Origin of the sequence: Streptomyces mutabilis, assembly GCF_046628145.1 — a bacterium.
Lineage (GTDB): Bacteria > Actinomycetota > Actinomycetes > Streptomycetales > Streptomycetaceae > Streptomyces > Streptomyces mutabilis.
Genome location: NZ_CP176874.1, coordinates 1,630,593 through 1,653,191 on the forward strand (window position 1 = coordinate 1,630,593; position 22,599 = coordinate 1,653,191).

Below are 22,599 nucleotides of genomic sequence, written 5' to 3' on the forward strand. Positions count from 1 at the left end.
ATGCGTCCGCCGCGGCCCGTTCCGCCCCGGCACCCCTCTGGTTCCCTTCCGTCGCACGGGTCACGACCGCGGGCTGGGTGACTGTCAGTGGCGGGCCGTAAGGTCTGTGGACATGGAGACGAGCATCGAGGATGTCGCCGAGGGCGTCGGCGCACCCGCCGGGCCGACGGTGACGGCGGCGGACCACGCGGACGCGGTGACGGACACGGCGGCCCCGGCCGCGGCCCCCGCGCCCGGGGCCACGGCGCCCGCCTCGCTCTCGCCCTCCCGGGCCGGCGATTTCATGCAGTGCCCGCTGTTGTACCGGTTCCGGGTCATCGACCGCCTCCCGGAGAAGCCGAGCGAGGCGGCGACGCGGGGCACGCTGGTGCACGCGGTGCTGGAGCGGCTCTTCGACGCGCCGGCGGCCGAGCGGACCGCGCCGCGGGCGAAGTCGCTGATCCCGGGCCAGTGGGACCGGCTGCGGGAGAGCCGGCCGGAGCTCGGTGAGCTGTTCGCGGACGATCCGGAGGGCGAGCGTCTGGCGCGGTGGCTGAGCGAGGCGGAGCGGCTCGTCGAGCGCTGGTTCACCCTCGAGGATCCGAGCCGGCTGGAGCCCGCCGAGCGGGAGCTGTTCGTCGAGGCCGAGCTGGACTCCGGGCTGCGGCTGCGCGGCATCATCGACCGGGTCGACGTCGCCCCCACCGGTGAGGTGCGCATCGTCGACTACAAGACGGGCAAGGCGCCCCGGCCCCAGTACGCCGAGGGTGCGCTGTTCCAGATGAAGTTCTACGCACTGGTCGTCTGGCGGTTGAAGAAGGTCGTGCCGCGGCGTCTGCAGCTCGTCTACCTCGGCAGTGGTGACGTGCTCACCTACGACCCGGTCCTCGCCGACCTGGAGCGGGTCGAGCGCAAGCTGCTGGCGCTGTGGGAGGCCATCCGGCTTGCGACGGAAACCGGTGACTGGCGGCCGCGTCCCACCAAGCTGTGCGGCTGGTGCGACCACCAGGCGCACTGCCCGGAGTTCGGCGGTACTCCCCCGCCCTACCCGCTGCCGGTGAGGGCGGCCGAGGCCGGCGGCACCGAGCAGGGCAGAATGGGGCCGGACTAGCGAAGGAGACTTACGTGGCCATCCGCGTCCTACTGGTCGACGACCAGCCGCTGCTGCGCACGGGCTTCCGCATGATTCTGGAGGCGGAGCAGGACCTCGCGGTCGTCGGCGAGGCCGGAGACGGCCTCCAGGCACTCGACCAGGTGCGGGCGCTGCAGCCCGACGTAGTGCTGATGGACATCCGCATGCCGCGGATGGACGGTGTGGAGGCGACCAGGCAGATCACCGGGCCCGAGCGGGACGGTCCGGCGAAGGTGCTGGTGCTGACCACGTTCGACCTCGACGAGTACGTGGTGGAGGCGCTGAAGGCGGGCGCCAGCGGGTTCCTGCTGAAGGACGCCCCGGCGGGCGAACTGGTGCAGGCGATCCGCGTGGTGGCGAACGGCGAGGCGATGCTCGCGCCGAGCATCACCAGGCGGCTGCTGGACAAGTACGCCACGCACCTGCCCTCCGGTGAGGAGCCGGTGCCGGACACCCTGCACACGCTGACCGAGCGTGAGGTGGAGGTGCTGAAGCTGGTGGCGCGCGGTCTGTCCAACGCGGAGATCGCCGCCGACCTGTTCGTCAGCGAGACCACGGTCAAGACGCATGTGGGTCATGTGCTGACCAAGCTGGGCCTGCGCGACCGGGTGCAGGCCGCGGTGTACGCGTACGAGAGCGGCCTGGTGCGCCCCGGCGCACAGTAGCCGCGCTCGCGACGCACGAGCACGAGCACGAGCACGAGCACGAGCACGCGACGAAACCCGAAGGGCGCCCCTCCCAGGAGGAGGGGCGCCCTTCGGATTTCGTCCGGCGGGGTCAGCCGCTCACGCCCCGGCCCAGCTCCCACACCTGGAGGGTGGAGGAGGAGTTGAGGAGGTAGGCCGTGCCCGTGATGTCGTCCCTGGCCGCGACGTACTGCTTGCCCTGCCAGAGCGGGATCACCGGGGCGTCGATCGCGGTGATCTCCTGGATCCGGTTGAGGCTGTCCACGGCGGAGAGCCGGTCGGCCTCGCGACGGGACTCGGGGATCAGGGTGTTGCGGATCTCCTGGTTCGCGTACGGCGAGTTGAGGGTGTTGTCCTTGTCGAGGAACGGCGCGATGAAGCTGTCGGCGTCCGGGAAGTCGGGGAACCAGCCCATGCCGAAGACGTCGTACTCGCCGTCCAGCTCCGCCGGCCGGAACTTGTCCCAGGGCTGGCCCTCGATGTCGATGTCGAAGAGACCGCTGTCGTTCAGCTGCTTCTGGAGCTGCTCGAACTCCTGCTTGGTGGCGGCACCGTAGTGGTCCGTCGTGTAGTGCATCGTCAGCTTCACCGGCGTGTCGACGCCCGCGTCCTCGAGCAACGCCTTGGCCTTGGGCACGCTGGGGTCGCCGTACTTGTTGAAGAACGAGTTGGAGTGACCCGTGATGGTGGCGGGGACCATCGAGTACAGCGGCTCGGCCTGGGAGCCGTAGACCTCGGAGACGAGTGCGCTGCGGTCGATGAGCTGGGCCATCGCCTGGCGGACGGCCTTGTCCTTCACGGTCGGCGCGTCCGTGTTGAAGCCCAGGTAGCGGATCTCCAGGCCGGCCACCTCGATGAGGTCGACCTTGCTGTCCGTGGAGTTGGAGAGCTTCTTGATCTGGTCGGGCGTCATGGCGCGGGTCATCACGTCGATGTCACCCTTGTCGAGCGCGGCGCCCATGGCCTCGGCGTCGTCGAACGACACGACCTCGACCTTGTCGTTGTTCACCTCGAGGCTCCCCTTGTAATTGGGGTTCTTGGTGAACACGGCCTTGGTCATCTCGTCGCCGTCGGTCTCGGCCTTCATGGTGTACGGCCCGGAGCCGTCCAGTTCGAAGCCCTCACGCAGCTTGCCCTTCTCGTAGTCGTCCTTGTTGACGATGCCGGCGACCGGGGTCGACAGCTTGTACGGGAAGGTGGCGTCGGCGGTGTTGAGGTGGAAGATGACCTCGCGGTCGCCCTGCGTCTCGACGGTGTCGACGGTCGACAGCAGGGCGTACACCTGGCTGTCGGCCTTGATGGACAGGGCGCGCTCGATGGAGTACTTCACGTCCTCCGCCGTGATGGCGTCGCCGTTGGCGAACTTCAGGCCGTCACGCAGGGTGCAGGCGTAGCGCTCGTTTCCGGTGTCGGTGAATCCGCACTTCTCGGCTGCCTCGGGTACGGGTTCACCGTCGCCGCGGGGCTGGATCATCAGGGTCTGCGTGGTCTGACGCAGGATGTTCCAGAGGCCGACGTCGTAGGCGAACGCCGGGTCGAGGGGCGCGGGCGCCTTCTCCGAGGCGGTGAACCGGTCCGTGGTGCCGACGACGATCGCGTCCCCGCCGCCGCTGCCGCTGTCGGACCCGCCACAGGCGGCGAGCACCGGCGCGAGCAGGCCGACGACGGCCGGCAGCACCAAAGTCTTGCGGTTCATGCTCGAGTTTCTCCAGAGCTGTCGGTCCGTGTATCCGGCATGCAGGGGTGTCGCGGCGGATCACGGGGGTAGTGGCCGATGTTCTCGCGACGAGATTAGTCCGCGCCCGCACGGGGGTTCGCAGCCACCGGAGTTGGGCGCTCATCACGGAGCGAAACCGGGTGTGGACACACCGAAAACCCGACAGTGGAAGGATTAGTGCAGGGTTTCACCAATCGGGACACAAGGGCACCTCGACAACGTTCGCCAAGGGCGAGGCTGCACACGTACGCCCTCCTGTCGACCCCTGGCAACGTGGCGAACGTCACACGCGCGTAGTGGTGGGCGCGGGTCGTAATTCGGCCCGTCGCGGTGGCCGTAATTCGCCGCGCGGGCCCTCGTGTTGTCTGTCGGGTTCTCACGCCGGGATGTTCCGGGAATTGCCGCGTTAACGCCGCCGCACGCTGGGTGAACGTCTAGCGCATTTGTGTCATCAGACCGCGGAGAAATGTCAGGTCGACGTCTTCCAGCGAGCGGACCACCGTACGCCGGGCGGCCGGGGTGATGGGTGCGACGGAGGGCACGGCCACGACGTGGCAGCCCGCGGCCTCCGCGGCGGCGACGCCGGTGGTGGTGTCCTCGACGACGGCGCACCGGGCCGGGTCCACACCGAGGCCGGCCGCGGCGGCCAGGTACGGGTCCGGGTGGGGCTTGGTCCGCGGTACCTCGTCGCCGGCCACGGTCAGGCCGAAGTGCTGGGGGCCCAGCGAGGCCAGCACGCGGTCGATGATGCGCCGGTGGGAGGCGGAGACCAGGGCGGTGGGGATCTCGTGGGCGGACAGCTCCGCGAGCAGCCGGGCGGCTCCCGGCATGAGGGGCAGGGTGCGGCCGATGCGCTCCTCGAAGCCGTCGTTGAGCAGCACGCTGAGTTCGGCGAGTGTGATGTCGGCCCCGGTGGCCTCGATCAGGAATCCGGCGCTGCGGCTCATGGGGCCGCCGACGACCACGTGACGCCAGGAGTCGTCGAGGGTGTGGCCGAGGGAGGCGAAGACCTCGACCTCGACGTCCCACCAGAAGCCCTCGGTGTCCACCAGGGTGCCGTCCATGTCGAGGAGCACGGCCTGCAGGGCGGAGCCTTCGGCCGTACGGGTTCCGAGCGCGGGGACCGTACTGGTCATCCACGTACCTCCTTGAAGGGACGATCAGGCCGGTTCCCACGTGGGGAACCGGCCTGCAGTGGACCGACCAGTGTACGTCGTGCGGGGCGGGAACGCCCGATGTGGCCCGTGAACCTGTACGGGCCCTCTAGCGGGCGTTGAAGTACTTGGCCTCCGGGTGGTGGATCACGATGGCGTCGGTGGACTGCTCGGGGTGGAGCTGGAACTCCTCCGACAGGTGGACGCCGATGCGCTCCGGCTGGAGCAGCTCGGCGATCTTGGCGCGGTCCTCCAGGTCCGGGCAGGCGCCGTAGCCGAGGGAGAAGCGGGCGCCCCGGTACTTCAGGGCGAACATGTCCTCCATCTGGGCCGGGTCCTCCCCGCCGAAGCCGAGTTCGGCGCGCACGCGTGCGTGCCAGTACTCGGCGAGGGCCTCGGCGAGCTGGACGGACAGGCCGTGCAGTTCGAGGTAGTCCCGGTAGGCGTTGGCCTGGAACATCCGGGCGGTCTCCTCGCCGATGCGGGAGCCGACGGTGACGACCTGGAAGCCGACGACGTCCCTCTCGCCGGACTCCTCCGGGCGGAAGAAGTCGGCCAGGCACAGCCGCCGGCCGCGCCGCTGACGGGGGAAGGTGAACCGAGTGCGCTCGTTGCCGTCGTCGTCGAGGACGATCAGGTCGTCGTCCTTGGACACGCACGGGAAGTAGCCGTAGACCACGGCCGCCTCCAGCAGGTTCTCCGTCTGCAGCCGGTCCAGCAGGCCGCGCAGCCGCGGCCTGCCCTCGGTCTCGACCAGTTCCTCGTACGAGGGTCCCTCGCCGGTACGGGCCTGCTTCAGCCCCCACTGGCCCTTGAACAGGGCGCCCTCGTCGAGCCAGGACGCGTACTCCTTGAGCTGGATGCCCTTGACCACGCGCGTGCCCCAAAACGGCGGCTCGGGGACCGGGTTGTCGGTGGCCACGTCCGAGCGCACGTGCCCTTCCTCGGGGCGCTCCTCGACCTCGACGGTGGCGGCCCGCACGCGGCGCTGCTTCAGCTCGGGCAGCTTGGCGCCGGGCACGCCCCGCTTGATGCCGATCAGGGCGTCCATCAGGCGCAGGCCCTCGAAGGCGTCGCGGGCGTAGCGGACCTCGCCGTCGTAGACCTCGTGGAGGTCCTGCTCGACGTAGGCGCGGGTGAGGGCGGCGCCGCCGAGGATGACGGGGTAGTCGGCGGCCAGCCCCCGCTGGTTGAGCTCCTCCAGGTTCTCCTTCATGATCACCGTGGACTTGACCAGGAGCCCGGACATGCCGATCACGTCGGCCCGGTGCTCGTCGGCCGCCTCCAGGATCGCGGAGACCGGCTGCTTGATGCCGAGGTTGACGACGTTGTAGCCGTTGTTGGACAGGATGATGTCGACGAGGTTCTTGCCGATGTCGTGCACGTCGCCGCGCACGGTGGCCAGCACGATCGTGCCCTTGCCCTCGTCGTCGGTCTTCTCCATGTGCGGTTCCAGGTGGGCCACCGCGCTCTTCATGACCTCGGCGGACTGGAGCACGAACGGCAGCTGCATCTGGCCCGAGCCGAACAGTTCGCCGACGACCTTCATGCCGTCCAGCAGCGTCTCGTTGACGATGTCCAGGGCCGGACGCTCCGTCAGCGCCTCGTCCAGGTCGGCCTCCAGGCCGTTGCGCTCGCCGTCGATGATGCGGCGCTTGAGCCGCTCCTCCAGCGGCAGCGCCGCCAGCTCCTCGGCCTTGGACGCCTTCAGCGACTTGGCGGTGGCGCCCTCGAAGAGCTGCATGAGCTTCTGCAGCGGGTCGTAGCCCTCGGCGCGGCGGTCGTAGATCAGGTCGAGGGCGGTCTGCACCTGCTCCTCGTCGAACCGGGCGATCGGCAGGATCTTCGAGGCGTGCACGATGGCCGAGTCCAGGCCGGCCTTCACGCATTCGTCGAGGAAGACGGAGTTGAGCAGGATGCGGGCGGCCGGGTTGAGGCCGAAGGAGATGTTCGACAGACCCAGCGTGGTCTGCACATCCGGATGGCGGCGCTTGAGTTCGCGGATGCCCTCGATGGTGGCGATCCCGTCCTTGCGGGACTCCTCCTGGCCGGTGCAGATGGTGAAGGTCAGGCAGTCGACGAGGATGTCCGACTCGTGGATGCCCCAGTTGCCGGTGAGGTCGGCGATCAGCCGTTCGGCGATCTCGACCTTCTTCTCGGCGGTGCGGGCCTGGCCCTCCTCGTCGATGGTGAGCGCGATCAGCGCGGCGCCGTGTTCCTGCGCGAGCCGGGTGACCTTCGCGAACCGGGACTCGGGGCCGTCGCCGTCCTCGTAGTTCACCGAGTTGATCACCGCGCGGCCGCCCAGCTTCTCCAGGCCCGCGCGGATGACGTCGACCTCGGTGGAGTCCAGCACGATCGGCAGCGTCGAGGCGGTCGCGAACCGGCCGGCCAGCTCCTCCATGTCCGCCACGCCGTCCCGGCCCACGTAGTCCACGCACAGGTCGAGCATGTGCGCGCCCTCACGAATCTGGTCCCGGGCCATCTCCACACAGTCGTCCCAGCGGCCCTCCAGCATCGCCTCACGGAACTTCTTCGACCCGTTGGCGTTGGTCCGCTCGCCGATCGCCAGGTAGGAGGTGTCCTGGCGGAACGGCACCGTCTGGTAGAGCGAGGCCGCGCCCGGCTCCGGACGCGGGTCACGGGCGGTCGGCGCGGCACCCCGGACCCGCTCCACGACCTGGCGCAGGTGCTCGGGCGTGGTGCCGCAGCAGCCGCCCACCAGGGACAGCCCGTACTCGCGCACGAACGTCTCGTGGGCGTCGGCCAGCTCCGGCGCGGTCAGCGGATAGTGCGCGCCGTCCTTGCCCAGGACCGGCAGACCGGCGTTCGGCATACAGGTCAGCGGCACGCGGGAGTGGCGGGCGAGGTAGCGCAGGTGCTCGCTCATCTCCGCCGGACCGGTCGCGCAGTTCATGCCGATCATGTCGATGCCCAGCGGCTCCAGCGCGGTCAGCGCCGCACCGATCTCCGAGCCCAGCAGCATCGTGCCGGTGGTCTCGACGGTCACGGACACGATGACGGGCAGGTCGAGACCGAGGGCCTCCAGGGCACGCCGGGCGCCCAGCACGGACGCCTTGGTCTGCAGCAGGTCCTGCGTGGTCTCCACCAGCAGCGCGTCCGCGCCGCCCGCGACCAGGCCCTCGGCGTTGCGCTGGTAGGCGTCGCGCAGGACGGTGTACGGGGCATGGCCCAGCGTGGGCAGCTTGGTGCCGGGGCCGATGGAGCCCAGGACCCAGCGCTGGCGGCCGTCCCGGGCGGCGAACTCGTCGGCGACCTCGCGGGCCACCCGCGCGCCGGCCTCGGACAGCTCGTGGACGCGCTCGGGGATGTCGTACTCGCCCAGCGCCGAGTGGTTCGCGCCGAAGGTGTTGGTCCCCACGCAGTCCACGCCGGCCGCGAAGTACTCCTCGTGCACCGAGCGCACGATGTCCGGGCGGGTCACGTTCAGGACCTCGTTGCACCCCTCCAGCTGCTGGAAGTCGTCCAGCGAGGGGTTCTGCGCCTGGAGCATGGTGCCCATCGCGCCGTCGGCGACCACCACGCGGGTGGCGAGGGCCTCTCGGAGGGCGGACACGCGGGTCCGGGTGTCGGCGGGCGGGGTGGCTGGCGACGAGGCCATGAAAGGGCTCCCTAGGATGCGACGGCTGTCGGCTTTGCGCTGCCCGGTGCCGTCCACGGGGGACGTCCCGGGGGAGAACGCACGCCGCCAGGGTAGCCGGGACCGGAGGCCGGTGGTCGAGGCGTCCACGAGACGGACGAGGATGGCGGGTCACAGGCCCGCCGAAGGGGTGACTTTCCGGCCCGGTGATCCGCCGGTGGAGGACCCGGCGATCCAGCGGTGGACGACCCGGGGTTCCGCCGGGCCACGGCCCGGATGCCGTCAGGGAGCCGCTCCCGGACGCGGGGTCCGGGGCGATGGGAACCGGCCGGGGTGCAACAGTTGCCCGCCAACCGTTAGCGGGAGGTCGGCATCGACCGGTAGTGTTCGGCATTGCCGAACGACGTCAGCGACGCCGAGGTCGGCAGTCGAAGGGGACGGAGGCAGTACGTCGATGGCACGGAACATCCAGTCGCTCGAACGGGCGGCCGCGATGCTGCGCCTGCTCGCGGGCGGCGAGCGGCGGCTCGGCCTGTCGGACATCGCCTCGTCGCTGGGTCTGGCCAAAGGCACCGCGCACGGCATCCTGCGCACCCTCCAGCAGGAGGGCTTCGTGGAGCAGGACGAGGCCTCCGGGCGCTATCAGCTGGGCGCCGAGCTGCTGCGCCTGGGCACGACCTACCTCGACGTGCACGAGCTGCGGGCGCGCGCCCTGGTGTGGACGGACGACCTGGCGCGCTCCAGCGGCGAGAGCGTCCACCTCGGGGTCCTGCACCAGCAGGGCGTCCTGATCGTGCACCACGTCTTCCGCCCCGACGACAGCCGGCAGGTGCTGGAGATCGGCGCCATGCAGCCGCTGCACTCCACCGCGCTGGGCAAGGTGCTGTCGGCGTACGACCCGGTCGCGCACAGCGAGGCGCTGGAGGCCGACCGCAAGGCGTACACCGACCGGACCGTCTGCGAGCCGGACGGGTTCGAGCACATCCTGGACATCACGCGCGCGCGTGGCTACGCCGCCGACGTCGAGGAGACCTGGGAGGGCGTCGCGTCCATCGCCGCCCCCATCCACGACCGCAGGCGCATGCCGGTGGGCGCGGTCGGCATCACGGGCGCCGTGGAGCGGCTGTGCCGGGAGGGCGAGCTGCGTCCCGAGCTGGTCGCGGCGGTACGGGACTGCGCCCGCGCGGTGTCGCGGGACCTGGGCGCCGGACGGTTCTAGCAGGGCACGGACAGGGGCCGGGACGTCGTACGGCGTTCCGGTCCTTCGGCGTTTCCCGGGGAGGCCAAGCACCGCCGCCCCGCCCCCGCGACCGATAACTCGCGACGATCAATAACGATCGTGCTTTCGATAACACAGCTCTTGACGCATGCGTGACGCCGCGGCGAGACTCGCGTCCATCGGTCGGCATTGTCGAACACCTACCGGCAATACGCGTTAGAGTGTGACAACGCCAAGGGCCGCCATCGCTCTCACACCGAGGGCGCCAGAACACCCGGAGGGACCCGGGGGTTCGGCTTCCCCTGGACGAAGGACAAAGGAGTCGCGGGTGTCCAGCTCCGACATCTTCATCGGCGAGACCATCGGTACCGCCATACTCATCCTGCTCGGCGGCGGCGTGTGTGCCGCCGTGACGCTCAAGGCCTCCAAGGCCCGCAACGCCGGCTGGCTCGCCATCGCCTTCGGGTGGGGCTTCGCGGTCATGACGGCGGCGTACATATCGGGTCCGCTCTCCGGCGCCCACCTCAACCCCGCCGTGACGGTCGGCATCGCGATCAAGGACGGCGACTGGAGCAACACGCCGACCTACCTCGCGGGTCAGCTCCTCGGCGCCATGATCGGCGCGGTCCTGGTCTGGATCGCTTATTACGGCCAGTTCCAGGCCCACCTCACCGACCGCGAGATCGTCGGCGGCCCCGGCGCGCAGGACACGACGGCCAAGTCGGTCGAGGCCCAGGAGAAGGGCGCCGGCCCCGTGCTGGGCATCTTCTCCACCGGCCCGGAGATCCGGCACACGGTCCAGAACCTCGCCACCGAGATCATCGGCACCTTCGTCCTGCTGCTCGCCATCCTGACCCAGGGTCTGAACGACGCGGGCAACGGCCTCGGCGTCCTGGGCGCCCTGATCACCGCGTTCGTCGTGGTGTCGATCGGCCTGTCCCTCGGTGGCCCGACGGGCTACGCGATCAACCCGGTCCGCGACCTCGGCCCGCGCATCGTGCACGCCCTGCTGCCCCTGCCCAACAAGGGCGGTTCCGACTGGGCCTACGCCTGGATCCCCGTCGTCGGTCCGCTGATCGGCGGTGCGCTCGCCGGAGGTGTCTACAACGTCGCGTTCGCCTGAGCGGACCTCCGCTCGGCCATCATCGAGCCGCAGAACACGCGCCGTACGCACCGGCCGCCACACCACGGAAACCAGGAGCACACTGTGACCGACGCTCACACCGCAGGCCCCTTCATCGCCGCCATCGACCAGGGCACGACCTCCTCGCGCTGCATCGTCTTCGACCGCGACGGGCGCATCGTCTCCGTCGACCAGAAGGAGCACGAGCAGATCTTCCCCAAGCCCGGCTGGGTCGAGCACAACGCCACCGAGATCTGGACCAACGTCCAGGAGGTCGTCGCCGGGGCCGTCGAGAAGGCCGGCATCACCCGCGACGACATCAAGGCCATCGGCATCACCAACCAGCGCGAGACCACGCTGATCTGGGACAAGAACACCGGTGAGCCCGTCCACAACGCCATCGTCTGGCAGGACACCCGCACCGACGCCCTGTGCCGCGAGCTCGGCCGCAACGTCGGCCAGGACCGCTTCCGCCGCGAGACCGGCCTTCCCCTGGCCTCCTACTTCGCCGGTCCCAAAGCGCGCTGGCTGCTCGACAACGTCGAGGGCCTGCGCGAGCGCGCCGAGGCGGGCGACCTGCTCTTCGGCACCATGGACTCCTGGGTCATCTGGAACCTGACGGGCGGGGTGAACGGCGGCAAGCACGTCACCGACGTCACCAACGCCTCGCGCACGATGCTGATGAACCTGCACACCATGCAGTGGGACGAGCGGATCGCCGAGTCGATCGGCGTGCCGGCCCAGATGCTCCCGGAGATCCGCTCCTCCGCCGAGGTGTACGGCGAGATCAAGGGCGGCAGGCTCGGCGAGCTGCTCGGCGGCATCCCCGTCGCCTCCGCGCTCGGCGACCAGCAGGCGGCCCTGTTCGGCCAGACCTGTTTCTCCGAGGGCGAGACCAAGTCGACGTACGGCACCGGCACCTTCATGGTGATGAACACCGGTGACAAGATCATCAACTCCTACTCGGGCCTGCTGACCACGGTCGGTTACAAGATCGGCGACCAGGACACGGTGTACGCCCTGGAGGGCTCGATCGCCGTCACCGGTTCGCTGGTGCAGTGGATGCGCGACCAGATGGGCCTGATCTCCACGGCCGCCGAGATCGAGACCCTCGCCCTCACGGTCGAGGACAACGGCGGCGCCTACTTCGTACCGGCCTTCTCCGGCCTGTTCGCCCCGTACTGGCGCTCCGACGCCCGCGGTGTGATCGCCGGCCTGACCCGGTACGTCACCAAGGCGCACCTCGCGCGCGCCGTGCTGGAGGCCACCGCCTGGCAGACGCGGGAGATCGCGGACGCCATGACGAAGGACTCCGGTGTGGAGCTGACCGCCCTCAAGGTCGACGGCGGCATGACCTCCAACAACCTGCTGATGCAGACCCTCGCCGACTTCGTGGACGCCCCCGTGGTGCGCCCGATGGTCGCCGAGACCACCTGCCTCGGCGCCGCCTACGCCGCCGGCCTGGCCGTGGGCTTCTGGAACAGCACCGACGACCTGCGCGCCAACTGGCGGCGGGCCGCCGAGTGGACCCCCCGCATGGACGCGGAGATCCGCGACCGTGAGTACAAGAGCTGGCTCAAGGCCGTCGAGCGGACCATGGGCTGGCTCGAGGACGAGGAGTAAGAACCGCAATGACCACTCAGTCCACCCTGCAGTCCGTGCCTGCCCTGGGGACGCACCCGGCCTCCGGCTCGAACCCGAGCCGGGCCGAGACCCGGGAGCAGCTCTCCAAGGCGTCGTACGACCTTCTCGTGATCGGCGGCGGCATCCTCGGCATCTCCACCGCCTGGCACGCCGCGCAGTCCGGCCTCAGGGTGGCCGTGGTCGACGCCGGCGACTTCGCCGGCGCCACCTCCTCCGCCTCCTCCAAGCTGCTCCACGGCGGTCTGCGCTACCTGCAGACCGGCGCGGTGAAGCTGGTGGCGGAGAACCACTTCGAGCGCCGCGCGGTCTCCCGCCAGGTGGCCCCCCACCTGGCGAACCCGCTCACCTTCTACCTCCCCGTGTACAAGGGCGGGCCGCACGGCGCGGCGAAGCTCGGCGCGGGCGTCTTCGCGTACTCGGCGCTGTCCGCCTTCGGTGACGGCGTCGGCCACCTGCTCTCGCCGGCCAAGGCCGCGCAGGACGTGCCGGAGCTGCGCACCGACAACCTCAAGGCCGTGGCCGTGTACGGCGACGACCAGATGAACGACGCCCGCATGGCGCTGATGACGGTCCGCGCGGCGGTCGACTCCGGCGCGGTCGTCCTCAACCACGCCGAGGTCACCGGTCTGCGCTTCACCAAGGGCCGGGTGACCGGCGCCGAGCTGAAGGACCGCCTGACCGGCGACGAGTTCGGGGTGAACGCCCGCCTGGTGCTCAACGCCACCGGCCCCTGGGTCGACCACCTGCGCCGCATGGAGGACCCGAACGCGGCCCCGTCCATCCGCCTGTCCAAGGGCGCGCACCTGGTGCTCAAGCGCACCGCGCCGTGGAAGGCCGCGCTGGCGACCCCGATCGACAAGTACCGCATCACCTTCGCCCTCCCCTGGGAGGACATGCTGCTGCTCGGCACGACCGACGAGGAGTTCGAGGGCGACCCGGCGGACGTCGCGGTCAACGAGAAGGACATAGCGCAGATCCTCGACGAGGCCGCCTTCTCCATCCGCGACCAGCAGCTCGACCGGGACCTGATCACGTACTCCTTCGCGGGTCTGCGCGTGCTGCCGGGCGGCCCCGGCGACACCGCGAAGGCCAAGCGCGAGACGGTGGTCAGCGAGGGCCGGGGCGGCATGCTGTCCGTCGCGGGCGGCAAGTGGACCACCTTCCGGCACATCGGCCGTACGGTGATGAAGAAGCTGGAGGCACTGCCGGGCCACCCGCTCGGTGACGACTTCGAGCCGATCTCCTCGCTGCCGAAGAAGTTGCCGCTGCCCGGCGTCGCCAACCCGCGCGCGGTCGCGCACCGGCTGCTGGTGGACGGCCCGGCGCCCGGCCCGCGCATGGCTGCGGACACCGCCAGGCACCTGGCCACCCACTACGGTTCGCTGGCCTTCGACATCGCCCGCCTCGCGAACGAGAGCCCCGAGCTGGCGGAGCGCGTCCACCCGGACGCCCCGGAGATCTGGGCGCAGGTCGTGTGGGCCCGCGACCACGAGTGGGCCGAGACGCCCGACGACGTGCTGCGCCGCCGCACCACCCTGACGATCCGCGGCCTGGCCACGGACGACGTCCGCGCGAAGGTCCAGGACCTGCTCGACAAGAAGTAGGACCGACGGAGCGACCCGTGCCCGGCCCCGGCAGTCCCGGGACCGGGCACGGTCACATCGTGCCGGGCACGGTCTCATAATGTCGTGAGACATCGGATGTCTGTCCTAGGGGCATCCCGGGAACGCGGGGAGGTCGGCCGTGGCGGTCACCGACGAGGCGATCGAGAAGATCAAGGACATGATCGTCTCCGGCAGGCTGGCGCCCGGCGACCGGCTGCCCAAGGAGAGCGAACTCGCGGCCGGCCTCGGGCTGTCCCGCAACTCCCTGCGGGAGGCCGTTCGCGCCCTGTCGCTGATCCGCATCCTGGACGTGCGGCAGGGCGACGGCACCTACGTCAGCAGCCTGGACCCGCAACTCCTCCTGGAGGCCATCGGGTTCGTCGTCGACTTCCACCGCGACGACACGGTGCTGGAGTTCCTAGCCGTACGCCGCATCCTGGAGCCGGCCGCCACCGCGATGGCGGCCTCCCGGATCACCGAGGCGGAACTGGACGCGCTGGGCGCCGCCTTGGACGCGCTGGGCGCCGAACCGTCGGTGGAGGACCTGATCGCCGCCGATCTCGAGTTCCACCGTGCCGTCGTGCGGGGCTCGGGCAACTCGGTGCTGTGCTCGCTGCTGGACGGCCTGTCCGGGCCGACCACCAGGGCCAGGGTCTGGCGCGGACTGACGCAGGAGGACGCGGTCGCCCGCACCCTGCGCGAACACCGCGCGATCCTGGACGCCCTGCGGGACCGGGACGCGGAGGCGGCACGTTCCTGGGCGACGGTGCACATCGCGTCCGTGGAGCAGTGGCTGCGCGCCGGCCGCTGAACCCGGCCCCGGCGGGGTGTCCGCGCCGCCGGAACGGGGCAGTGATCCGTTCACTCCCCCGTGCACGGGGGCTGCGGGCGGCCCCTCGGCACGCCGTAAGGTTGGGGGGTACGCGAGGGCACGTCGGAAGGAGGCGCTGGGTGATCGAGCTCGAGGGGGTTCCCGAGCTGGTCGACCCGGTCATGGTGGCCGCGTTCGAGGGCTGGAACGACGCCGGCGACGCCGCCTCCACCGCGGTCGCGCATCTCGACCGGGAGTGGAAGGGCGAGGTGTTCGCGGCGCTGGACGCCGAGGACTACTACGACTTCCAGGTCAACCGGCCCACGGTGTTCCTGGAGGACGGCGTCCGCAAGATCACCTGGCCGACGACCAGACTGTCGGTGGTCCGGGTCGGCGGGGACAAACCGCGCGACCTGGTCCTGGTCCGCGGCATCGAACCGTCCATGCGCTGGCGCTCGTTCTGCAACGAACTGCTCGGCTTCGCCCACGAGCTGGGCGTCGAGCTGGTGGTCGTCCTGGGCGCCCTGCTGGGCGACACCCCGCACACCCGTCCGGTGCCGATCAGCGGGACCACGTCGGACGCCGACCTGGCCCGGCGCATGGACCTGGAGGAGACCAAGTACGAGGGGCCCACGGGCATCGTCGGCATCCTCCAGGAGGCGTGCACGCACGCGGGCGTACCGGCCGTGTCGCTGTGGGCGGCGGTGCCGCACTACGTGTCGCAGCCGCCGAACCCGAAGGCCACGCTGGCCCTGCTGAACCGGCTGGAGGACCTGATCGACGTGCGCATCCCCCTGGGCGAACTGCCCGAGGACGCGCGCGCCTGGCAGGTGGGCGTGGACCAGCTGGCGGCCGAGGACAGCGAGGTCGCCGAGTACGTCCAGTCGCTGGAGGAGGCCCGGGACACCGCGGAGCTGCCGGAGGCGTCGGGCGAGGCGATCGCCCGCGAATTCGAGCGGTACCTGCGGCGCCGGGACGGCTCCGGACCGGGCCAGCCGGGCGGCCATGCCACGGCGGACGGGGACACGACGCCCGGGACGCCGTATCTGCGGGACAACCCGAGCGGGCGCACCCGCCCGCCGAAGCCGCCCAGGACCGGCGGGGACGACGAGGAGTCGTCGGAGGACTGAACCAACGTGACGGGGGGCGCTTCCCATCGGGAAGCGCCCCCCGTCATGTGCGGGTCGTGCCTACAGAGCGACGCCGAGCAGTGCGTCCACGGCTCGGGACACCACGCCGGGCGCGCCGGTGTCGGTGCCGCCGGTCTCCTGCTGGAGCGCGGCCCAGCGGTCGACGGCGTCCAGCGCGGCCGGGGAGTCCAGGTCGTTCGCGAGGGCCTCGCGGATCTCCTCGACCAGCGCCTCGGCGGGCGGACCGTCGGGCCGGGAGACGGCGGCGCGCCAGCGGTCCACCCGGGCGAGGGCGTCCTGTAGCACCTGGTCCGTCCACTCCCAGTCGGAGCGGTAGTGGTGGGCGAGCAGCGTGAGCCGGATGGCGGCGGGGTCGACGCCCTCGCGGCGCAGCTGCGACACGAAGACCAGGTTGCCCTTGGACTTGGACATCTTCTCGCCGTCCAGCCCGACCATGCCGGCGTGGACGTACGCCTTGGCCATGGGGAACTCGCCGGTGAGCGCCTGGGCGTGCGAGGCGCCCATCTCGTGGTGCGGGAAGGCGAGGTCGGAGCCGCCGCCCTGGACGTCGAAGCCCATCCCGAGGTGGTCGAGGGCGATGGCCACGCACTCGATGTGCCAGCCGGGACGTCCGCGGCCGAGCGAGCCGCCGTCCCAGCTGGGCTCGCCCTCGCGGGCCGCCATCCACAGCATCGGGTCGAGCGGGTTCTTCTTGCCGGGCCGGTCCGGGTCGCCGCCCCGCTCGGCGGAGAGCAGCCGCATGGCGGCGGCGTCCAGGTGCGACACCTGGCCGAAGTGCGGGTCGGACTCGACCGAGAAGTAGATGTCGCCCTCGAGCTCGTAGGCCGCGCCCGCGTCACGCAGCCGCTCGACGAGCGGGACGATGCCGGGTATGGCCTCGACGGCGCCTATGTAGTGCCGGGGCGGCAGCATCCGCAGCGCCGTCATGTCCTCGCGGAAGAGGGCGGTCTCCTTCTCGGCGAGGGCGGTCCAGTCGACGCCGTCGCGCACGGCCCGCTCCAGCAGGGGGTCGTCGACGTCGGTGACGTTCTGGACGTAGTGGACCTGCCGCTTGTTGTCGAGCCACACGCGCTGCACGAGGTCGAACGCGTTGTAGGTCGCCGCGTGCCCCATGTGGGTGGCGTCGTACGGCGTGATGCCGCAGACGTAGATACGGGCGACGGGACCGGGGTCGAGGGTGACCAGGCCGCCGGTCGCGGTGTCGTGGATCCTCAGGTCGCGACCCTGACCAGGCAGGGCGGGGACCTCGGAAGCGGGCCAGGCATGCATGTCATGAGCCTAACCGGACGGGTGTTCCGTACACGAACCGGACCGGGCCGGATGGCCGGTAAGGCGGTCTTGCGCCCGACCGGCCGTTGTGCGTTCGGCCCGCACACGCCGCCGACGGGCGGGGCGCCTACACCGGTGGCCACGGGATGGCCGGCCACTCCCCGCCCGGTGCCGGGTGCTTGCCGGACGCGAGCAGGGCGTCGACCCGCGCGCGTGTGGCGTCCAGCTCGGCGGAGGTGATGAGGGCGCCGAGCCGGGCGGCCAGGGCCCCACCGTCCTTCAGGGCCTCCTTGAGGCCGTCGAGCACGGCCAGGGCCTCCCCGGTGAGCGGCTCGCCAGCCCAGCCCCACAGCAGGGTGCGCAGCTTGTCCTCGGCGTGGAAGGTGACGCCGTGGTCGATGCCGTACAGCCGCTCACCGGCGGCGGGCAGGAGGTGACCGCCCTTGCGGTCGGCGTTGTTGATCACGGCGTCCAGGACGGCGAGCCGTCGCAACCGCTCGTCGTCGGCGTGCACGAGCAGCGCGGTGCGGCCCTCGCCGACCTCGGCCAGGGCGACCGCCTTCCAGCCGGGGCCGGGTTCCTCGGCGTCCACCAGGGCGAGCAGTTCCGTCTCCGGGACGGCCTCGATCCACAGCTGGACCATGCCCTCGCCGTAGGGCCCGTCGCGCAGCACCGTGGGCGGGACCAGGCCCCAGCCGGTCGCCTCGGAGACCTCGTAGGCGGCGACCTCGCGCTGGGCGAGGGTGCCGTCGGGGAAGTCCCACAGGGGCCGCTCTCCCGCGACCGGCTTGTAGACGCAGGCGGCCTCGCGGCCCTCGTGGGTCACCGTGCAGTACAGGGCCGCGTTGGAGGCGTCACGGATGCGTCCGCGCACGGTCAGTTCGCCCTGGGCGAGCAGGTCGGCGGCCGCCGTGTCGGTGGTCACGCTCCGCGGCGGTATCCGTTCTGGCGCGGACATACGTGTCCTTCCGGGTCGAGCGGGAGGCTGCACAGCGGGCACGGCGGCCGCCCGGCGTTGACGACGTCGAGGGCACGCTTGGCGAAGGCCCTGGCCTGCGCGCCGGTGAGGCGGACCCGGAGCATCGGGGGGCCGTTCTCCTCGTCCTGGAGGAGCCGCTCCTCGGCCTCGGCCAGGTCCTCCTCGGACTCGGCGTCCAGCTCCACGAGGGCCTGCGCCTCGACGATCATGCGCTGCTCCTCGCCGTCCCAGGCCAGCGCCATGGTGCCGACCCGGAACTCCTCCTCGACGGGCGTCTCCAGAGGAGCCGTGTCGGCGGGCCCGGTGGGGGCCATGGCGGGGACGGCGGTGCTGCCGCCGCTGCGCCGTACGACCTCGTCGAGGAGTTCGTCCATGCGCTCGGCGAGTGCGGCCACCTGGGTCTTCTCCAGGGCCACGCTGGTCACCCGGGAGCCGGCGGAGGCCTGGAGGAAGAACGTACGGCGCCCGGGCAGTCCGACCGTGCCGGCCACGAAACGTTCCGGTTGGTCGTAGAGGAACACCTGACGGGACACGTCCTGTCTCCATGAGAAGTCGTAAGAAGCGGGTGGGCGGGGTCGGTCACTGCTGCGATCGCTTCACCCTACTGCGGCCGACGATCACGGTGCGCCCGCACCGCCACCGACGGTGGCCTCGTCGCCCGGCGGCTCCTCGCGCGGGGCGAGGGAGGCGAAGTCGCCGGTGTCGCCGAGGCGGACGAGGAACGGGCGCAGCCGGGTGTAGCGGATCGCGGTGACGGAGCAGGGCTCGACGGAGATCCGCTGGAAGAGGTCGAGGTGGAGGCCCAGCGCCTCCGCGACGAGGGACTTGATGATGTCGCCGTGCGAGCACATGAGGTAGACGGCGTCGGCACCGTGGTCGCGCTCCACGCGCGCGTTCCACTCGCGGACCGCCTCGGCGGCGCGGGTCTGCATCGCGCGCATCGACTCGCCGCCGGGGAACGCGGCGGCGGAGGGGTGCGCCTGCACCACCTCCATCAGGGGCTCGTCCTTGAGCTCGGCGAGCTTGCGGCCGGACCAGTCGCCGTAGTGGCACTCCCCGATCCGCTCGTCGGTGTGTGCCCGCAGCCCGGGCCGGGCGTCGAGCAGCGGCCGGATCGTCTCCTGACAGCGTTGCAGGGGGCTGGAGACGACCTCGGACAGCGGCAGGCCGTCGAGGCGGCCGGGCAGCGCGGCGGCCTGGGCGGCCCCGCGTTCGTCGAGGGCGACGCCGGGCGTCCAGCCGGCGAGCAGCCCCTCGGTGTTGGCGGTGGATCGTCCGTGCCTGACCAGGATCAGCGTGGGCATGCGGACAGGGTAGGCGTACGGCGCGGCGCGAGGGCGCCGGGGCGAAGGGAGAATGCGTTCGGTGATCGTCGACTGTGCCATCTACCGGGACGGGCACCGCACGGACGGGCCCGAGGACTTCTCCGACGCGCTCGGCGAGGCGCGGTCCGCGGGCGGCTTCGTCTGGATCGGGCTGCACGAGCCGTCCCAGGAGGAGTTCGACCTGGTCACCGAGGAGTTCGCGCTGCATCCGCTGGCGGTTGAGGACGCCCTCAAGGCGCACCAGCGGCCGAAGCTGGAGGTCTACGAGGACTCGCTCTTCGCCGTCCTGAAGCCGGTGGTGTACGAGCCGGAGAGCGACACCGTGTCCACCGGCGAGCTCATGATCTTCCTGGGTGACGCCTTCGTGGTCGTCGTCCGGCACGGCGAGGGCTCTCCGTTGAAGGCCGTCCGGCAGCGTCTGGAGCACGAGCCCGAGCTGCTCGGCAAGGGGCCGACCTCGGTGCTGTACGCGATAGCGGACGCCGCCGTCGACCATTACCTGGACGTCGCGGTGGAGCTGCAGAACGACCTGGAGGAGCTGGAGGCGGAGGTCTTCTCTCCGGACGGCGGCGGCTCGCGGCACACCGCGTCCCGGATCTACAACTTCAAGCGGCAGATCCTGGAGTTCCGCCGGGCGACCGGCCCCCTGGCGCCGCCGCTGGCCCGGCTGGCCGGGACGGGCGCGTTCGGCACCGCGGTGCCGTTCGTGAACGACAGGGCGCGGCCGTTCTTCCGGGACGTCAGCGACCACCTCTCCCGCGTCAACGAGTCGGTGGAGGGCCTGGACCGGCTGGTCTCGGACATCCTGTCGGCGCACCTGGCGCAGACGAGCGTCCGGCAGAACGACGACATGCGGAAGATCTCCGCGTGGGCGGCCATGGCCGCGGTCCCCACGATGGTCGCGGGGGTCTACGGCATGAACTTCGAGCACATGCCGGAACTGCGCTGGGTATGGGGGTATCCGGCGGTGATCGTGCTGATGGCCGGGCTGGAGGTGCTGTTGTTCCGGCTGTTCAAGCGGCGGGGCTGGCTCTGAGCGGGGGTCGTGCCGGTCAGGCGACCTCGGGCGCCGCGGTGGCGGGTCCGCCGAGCGCGTCGCGCCGTGCGGGTGTGCGCAGGGTCACCATGCGGCGCCAGCCGGCCAGGCGCTCGTAGGCGTACGTCGCGTGGATGCCCGCGGCGAGCAGCGCGGACCTGGCGCGGGACCAGCCGAGGATGCGGCCCATGCGGGCCATCACGCCGAGGCTCACGTCCCGGTGGACGCGGATCTCGGCGAGCGCGCACTCGCGCAGGGTCGCCTGGATGTAGCGGCCGTGCCCGGCGGCGGCGTAGCGCAGCAGTTCCTCGTGGGAGTAGGCGAGGTGGTTGTCCTCGTCGGCGGAGATCATGCGGACGGCCCGGCCGAGGTCCGGGTGGTCCCCGAAGTGCTTGAGGAGCATCGCCATCTGCTCGGCCGCACGCTGTTCGGTGACCCTGCTGTGCGCCAGGTAGGTGATGATGTCCCGCACCGTGAGGGGCTGGTCGGCCTTGAGCTTGTCGTGGGCGAGGCCGATGCCGTGCCGCTCCAGGAGCATGGTGTAGTCGGTCTCGGGCGGTACTTCGACGGGTTCGAGGCCGCGCTTCTTCAGCAGGGCGTTGAAGATCCGCCCGTGCTTGTCCTCGTCCGCGCCGTGCCGGGTGATCTTGGGGGCGAGGGCGCGCTCGCTCTCCGGTACCAGCGCCGCGATGCGCGCGTTCTCCCAGCCGCCCTGGGACTCGCCGCTGGCCGCGATGGAGCAGAAGAGACGGAACGACTCGTCGTTGTCGAGGATCTCCTGGAACAGACTCTTGGCCGAAAGCATCGCTGGCACCTCTCTGCCGCTGCAGGGTTGGGCAGGTTCCGCAGACTCCGCAAAGAACGAGTCAAGTGCGGGAAATGAGGCGCGGCAACAGGTACGGCGGACAACTCAGCCAAAAGAAGGACGGCCGGGAACAGGAGGAGGCGTAACCCCGCGCGCGTGGGCGCGTTGTTCCTCGTGACGGCCGTGGCGGGGAAGACCCCCCGAGCCCCCACCACGGCCGCAGAACTTTCCTGGATCGCTCCCGATTGGCTACGCCAGCCCCGCGCGCTCCAGGGCCTCGGTACCGGCGCGGAGCGCGGCGATCCGCTCGTCCAGGGTGAAGCCGGCGGGGGCGAGCGTCAGGGTGGTGACGCCGGCGGCGGCGTAGGCCTTCATCCGGTCCGCGATGCGGTCGACGGAACCGAGCAGGGTGGTCTGGTCGATCAACTCGTGCGGTACGGCCGCGGCGGCGCCCTCCTTGTCACCGGACAGGTACTTGTCCTGGATCTCGGCGGCCTCGGCCTCGTAGCCCATGCGCTGGGCGAGCTGGTTGTAGAAGTTCTGCTTGCGGCTGCCCATGCCGCCGACGTAGAGCGCGGTGTAGGGGCGGAAGGTGTCGGCGAGCGCGGCGACGTCCTTGTCGTCGCCCAGGGCGAGCGGCAGGGTCGGGCAGACGTCGAAGCCGTCGAGGGTCTTGCCGGCCTTCTCGCGCCCGGCCCGCAGGTGCTTGACCGCGGTCTCCTCCAGGTGGTCCGCGGAGGGGAAGATCAGCAGGGCGCCGTCGGCGATCTCGCCGGTCTGCTCCAGGTTTTTCGGGCCGATCGCGGCGATGTACAGCGGGATGTGCTCGCGCTGCGGGTGCACGGTCAGCTTGATCGGCTTGCCGGGGCCGCCGGGCAGCGGAAGCGTCCAGTGCTGCCCCTCGTAGGAGAGCCGTTCCCTGGTCATCGCCTTGCGCACGATCTCGACGTACTCGCGGGTGCGGGCGAGCGGCTTGTCGAACTTGACGCCGTACCAGCCCTCGGAGACCTGCGGACCGGAGACGCCGAGGCCGAGGCGGAAGCGGCCCTTGGAGAGGGAGTCCAGGGTGGCGGCCGTCATCGCGGTCATCGCGGGCTGGCGGGCCGGGATCTGGAAGATGGCCGAACCCACGTCGATACGCTCGGTCTGGGCGGCGACCCAGGTGAGCACGGTGGCCGCGTCGGAGCCGTAGGCCTCGGCGGCCCAGCAGACGGCGTAGCCGAGCCGGTCGGCCTCCTGGGCGACGGCCAGGTTGTCCGCGTCCATTCCGGCACCCCAGTAGCCGAGGTTGATCCCGAGCTGCATGGCCGATTCCCCTTACCGATCAGTAACGTGTTCTGTGCCCCGACCTTAGCGCGGCAATT

The 22,599-nt window shown here is 71.0% G+C and carries 18 protein-coding genes; 9 read left to right on the forward strand and 9 right to left on the reverse strand.

Annotated elements, in window-relative coordinates; translation table 11 throughout:
- Positions 1–112: 112 nt before the first annotated feature.
- Together ACLIN4_RS07140 and ACLIN4_RS07145 are read left to right on the forward strand one after the other, a co-directional pair.
- Positions 113–1,090, forward strand: a complete 978-nt coding sequence (locus ACLIN4_RS07140) for a RecB family exonuclease (protein ID WP_289909225.1) — start codon at positions 113–115, stop codon at positions 1,088–1,090.
- A gap of 14 nt (positions 1,091–1,104) precedes the next feature.
- Positions 1,105–1,776, forward strand: coding sequence for a response regulator (locus ACLIN4_RS07145; RefSeq protein WP_019325237.1), 672 nt, complete (start codon positions 1,105–1,107; stop codon positions 1,774–1,776).
- Between the two features lie 112 nt (positions 1,777–1,888).
- On the opposite strand, the gene ACLIN4_RS07150 is transcribed toward ACLIN4_RS07145, so the two are convergent.
- From ACLIN4_RS07150 to metH, 3 genes are all read right to left on the reverse strand, one after another.
- Positions 1,889–3,493: an ABC transporter substrate-binding protein gene (locus tag ACLIN4_RS07150; protein WP_290013755.1), complete on the reverse strand. Its 1,605-nt coding sequence runs from the start codon at positions 3,491–3,493 to the stop codon at positions 1,889–1,891.
- Between the two features lie 455 nt (positions 3,494–3,948).
- The gene (locus ACLIN4_RS07155; RefSeq protein WP_100049075.1) at positions 3,949–4,650 is read right to left on the reverse strand and encodes an HAD family hydrolase; all 702 of its coding nucleotides are present in this window, start codon (positions 4,648–4,650) and stop codon (positions 3,949–3,951) included.
- A 127-nt stretch (positions 4,651–4,777) separates the two neighbouring features.
- Entirely contained in the window at positions 4,778–8,290 is a 3,513-nt protein-coding gene (gene metH / locus ACLIN4_RS07160) for a methionine synthase (RefSeq protein WP_107476802.1), read from the reverse strand.
- Between the two features lie 433 nt (positions 8,291–8,723).
- Here metH and ACLIN4_RS07165 point away from each other — a divergent pair, with 433 nt between their 5' ends.
- The 6 genes from ACLIN4_RS07165 (at position 8,724) to parJ (ending at position 15,800) form a co-directional block, all read left to right on the forward strand.
- The gene (locus ACLIN4_RS07165) at positions 8,724–9,488 is read left to right on the forward strand and encodes an IclR family transcriptional regulator (RefSeq protein ID WP_100049077.1); all 765 of its coding nucleotides are present in this window, start codon (positions 8,724–8,726) and stop codon (positions 9,486–9,488) included.
- A 328-nt stretch (positions 9,489–9,816) separates the two neighbouring features.
- The gene (locus tag ACLIN4_RS07170) at positions 9,817–10,611 is read left to right on the forward strand and encodes an MIP/aquaporin family protein (RefSeq protein WP_107476801.1); all 795 of its coding nucleotides are present in this window, start codon (positions 9,817–9,819) and stop codon (positions 10,609–10,611) included.
- A gap of 84 nt (positions 10,612–10,695) precedes the next feature.
- Positions 10,696–12,234, forward strand: coding sequence for a glycerol kinase GlpK (gene glpK, locus ACLIN4_RS07175; RefSeq protein WP_381941784.1), 1,539 nt, complete (start codon positions 10,696–10,698; stop codon positions 12,232–12,234).
- Between the two features lie 8 nt (positions 12,235–12,242).
- Entirely contained in the window at positions 12,243–13,859 is a 1,617-nt protein-coding gene (locus ACLIN4_RS07180; protein WP_107476799.1) for a glycerol-3-phosphate dehydrogenase/oxidase, read from the forward strand.
- A gap of 139 nt (positions 13,860–13,998) precedes the next feature.
- Positions 13,999–14,670 carry a FadR/GntR family transcriptional regulator gene (locus ACLIN4_RS07185; protein WP_100049080.1) on the forward strand — a complete coding sequence of 224 codons (672 nt, stop codon included), beginning with the start codon at positions 13,999–14,001 and terminating at the stop codon, positions 14,668–14,670.
- A gap of 140 nt (positions 14,671–14,810) precedes the next feature.
- Positions 14,811–15,800: a filament polymerization regulator ParJ gene (gene parJ, locus ACLIN4_RS07190; protein ID WP_100049081.1), complete on the forward strand. Its 990-nt coding sequence runs from the start codon at positions 14,811–14,813 to the stop codon at positions 15,798–15,800.
- Between the two features lie 60 nt (positions 15,801–15,860).
- Here the strand turns inward: parJ and mshC are convergent, their stop codons facing one another.
- The 4 genes from mshC to ACLIN4_RS07210 all read right to left on the reverse strand — a co-directional run bounded on the left by mshC (position 15,861) and on the right by ACLIN4_RS07210 (position 19,373).
- Complete coding sequence (gene mshC / locus ACLIN4_RS07195; RefSeq protein WP_100049512.1) at positions 15,861–17,090, reverse strand: cysteine--1-D-myo-inosityl 2-amino-2-deoxy-alpha-D-glucopyranoside ligase; 1,230 nt, start codon at positions 17,088–17,090, stop codon at positions 15,861–15,863.
- Between the two features lie 127 nt (positions 17,091–17,217).
- Positions 17,218–18,048: an SCO1664 family protein gene (locus ACLIN4_RS07200; protein ID WP_289909227.1), complete on the reverse strand. Its 831-nt coding sequence runs from the start codon at positions 18,046–18,048 to the stop codon at positions 17,218–17,220.
- Positions 18,012–18,602 carry a DUF3090 domain-containing protein gene (locus ACLIN4_RS07205; protein ID WP_100049514.1) on the reverse strand — a complete coding sequence of 197 codons (591 nt, stop codon included), beginning with the start codon at positions 18,600–18,602 and terminating at the stop codon, positions 18,012–18,014. Before ACLIN4_RS07205 ends, ACLIN4_RS07200 begins: the two co-directional genes overlap by 37 nt.
- Before the next feature lie 84 nt (positions 18,603–18,686).
- A complete protein-coding gene (locus ACLIN4_RS07210; protein WP_107479994.1) occupies positions 18,687–19,373 on the reverse strand; it encodes a histidine phosphatase family protein in 687 nt (228 codons plus the stop codon).
- A gap of 61 nt (positions 19,374–19,434) precedes the next feature.
- Here ACLIN4_RS07210 and corA point away from each other — a divergent pair, with 61 nt between their 5' ends.
- Entirely contained in the window at positions 19,435–20,430 is a 996-nt protein-coding gene (corA, locus tag ACLIN4_RS07215; protein ID WP_411575589.1) for a magnesium/cobalt transporter CorA, read from the forward strand.
- A 16-nt stretch (positions 20,431–20,446) separates the two neighbouring features.
- On the opposite strand, the gene ACLIN4_RS07220 is transcribed toward corA, so the two are convergent.
- On the reverse strand, positions 20,447–21,235 hold the full coding sequence (locus ACLIN4_RS07220; RefSeq protein WP_100049517.1) for a hypothetical protein: 789 nt from the start codon (positions 21,233–21,235) through the stop codon (positions 20,447–20,449).
- Between the two features lie 249 nt (positions 21,236–21,484).
- The gene (locus ACLIN4_RS07225; RefSeq protein ID WP_107479992.1) at positions 21,485–22,540 is read right to left on the reverse strand and encodes an LLM class F420-dependent oxidoreductase; all 1,056 of its coding nucleotides are present in this window, start codon (positions 22,538–22,540) and stop codon (positions 21,485–21,487) included.
- Positions 22,541–22,599: the final 59 nt, after the last annotated feature.

What these genes read in the sequence shown, in the direction of transcription:
- ACLIN4_RS07140 (WP_289909225.1), top strand. Translation starts at nt 113, where the DNA reads ATGGAGACGAGCATCGAGGATGTCGCCGAGGGCGTCGGCGCACCCGCC.
- ACLIN4_RS07225 (WP_107479992.1), bottom strand. Translation starts at nt 22,540, where the DNA reads ATGCAGCTCGGGATCAACCTCGGCTACTGGGGTGCCGGAATGGACGCG.
- mshC (WP_100049512.1), bottom strand. Translation starts at nt 17,090, where the DNA reads ATGCATGCCTGGCCCGCTTCCGAGGTCCCCGCCCTGCCTGGTCAGGGT.
- metH (WP_107476802.1), bottom strand. Translation starts at nt 8,290, where the DNA reads ATGGCCTCGTCGCCAGCCACCCCGCCCGCCGACACCCGGACCCGCGTG.
- ACLIN4_RS07150 (WP_290013755.1), bottom strand. Translation starts at nt 3,493, where the DNA reads ATGAACCGCAAGACTTTGGTGCTGCCGGCCGTCGTCGGCCTGCTCGCG.
- ACLIN4_RS07155 (WP_100049075.1), bottom strand. Translation starts at nt 4,650, where the DNA reads ATGACCAGTACGGTCCCCGCGCTCGGAACCCGTACGGCCGAAGGCTCC.
- ACLIN4_RS07165 (WP_100049077.1), top strand. Translation starts at nt 8,724, where the DNA reads ATGGCACGGAACATCCAGTCGCTCGAACGGGCGGCCGCGATGCTGCGC.
- ACLIN4_RS07200 (WP_289909227.1), bottom strand. Translation starts at nt 18,048, where the DNA reads ATGTCCGCGCCAGAACGGATACCGCCGCGGAGCGTGACCACCGACACG.
- ACLIN4_RS07220 (WP_100049517.1), bottom strand. Translation starts at nt 21,235, where the DNA reads ATGCTTTCGGCCAAGAGTCTGTTCCAGGAGATCCTCGACAACGACGAG.
- ACLIN4_RS07180 (WP_107476799.1), top strand. Translation starts at nt 12,243, where the DNA reads ATGACCACTCAGTCCACCCTGCAGTCCGTGCCTGCCCTGGGGACGCAC.
- ACLIN4_RS07210 (WP_107479994.1), bottom strand. Translation starts at nt 19,373, where the DNA reads ATGCCCACGCTGATCCTGGTCAGGCACGGACGATCCACCGCCAACACC.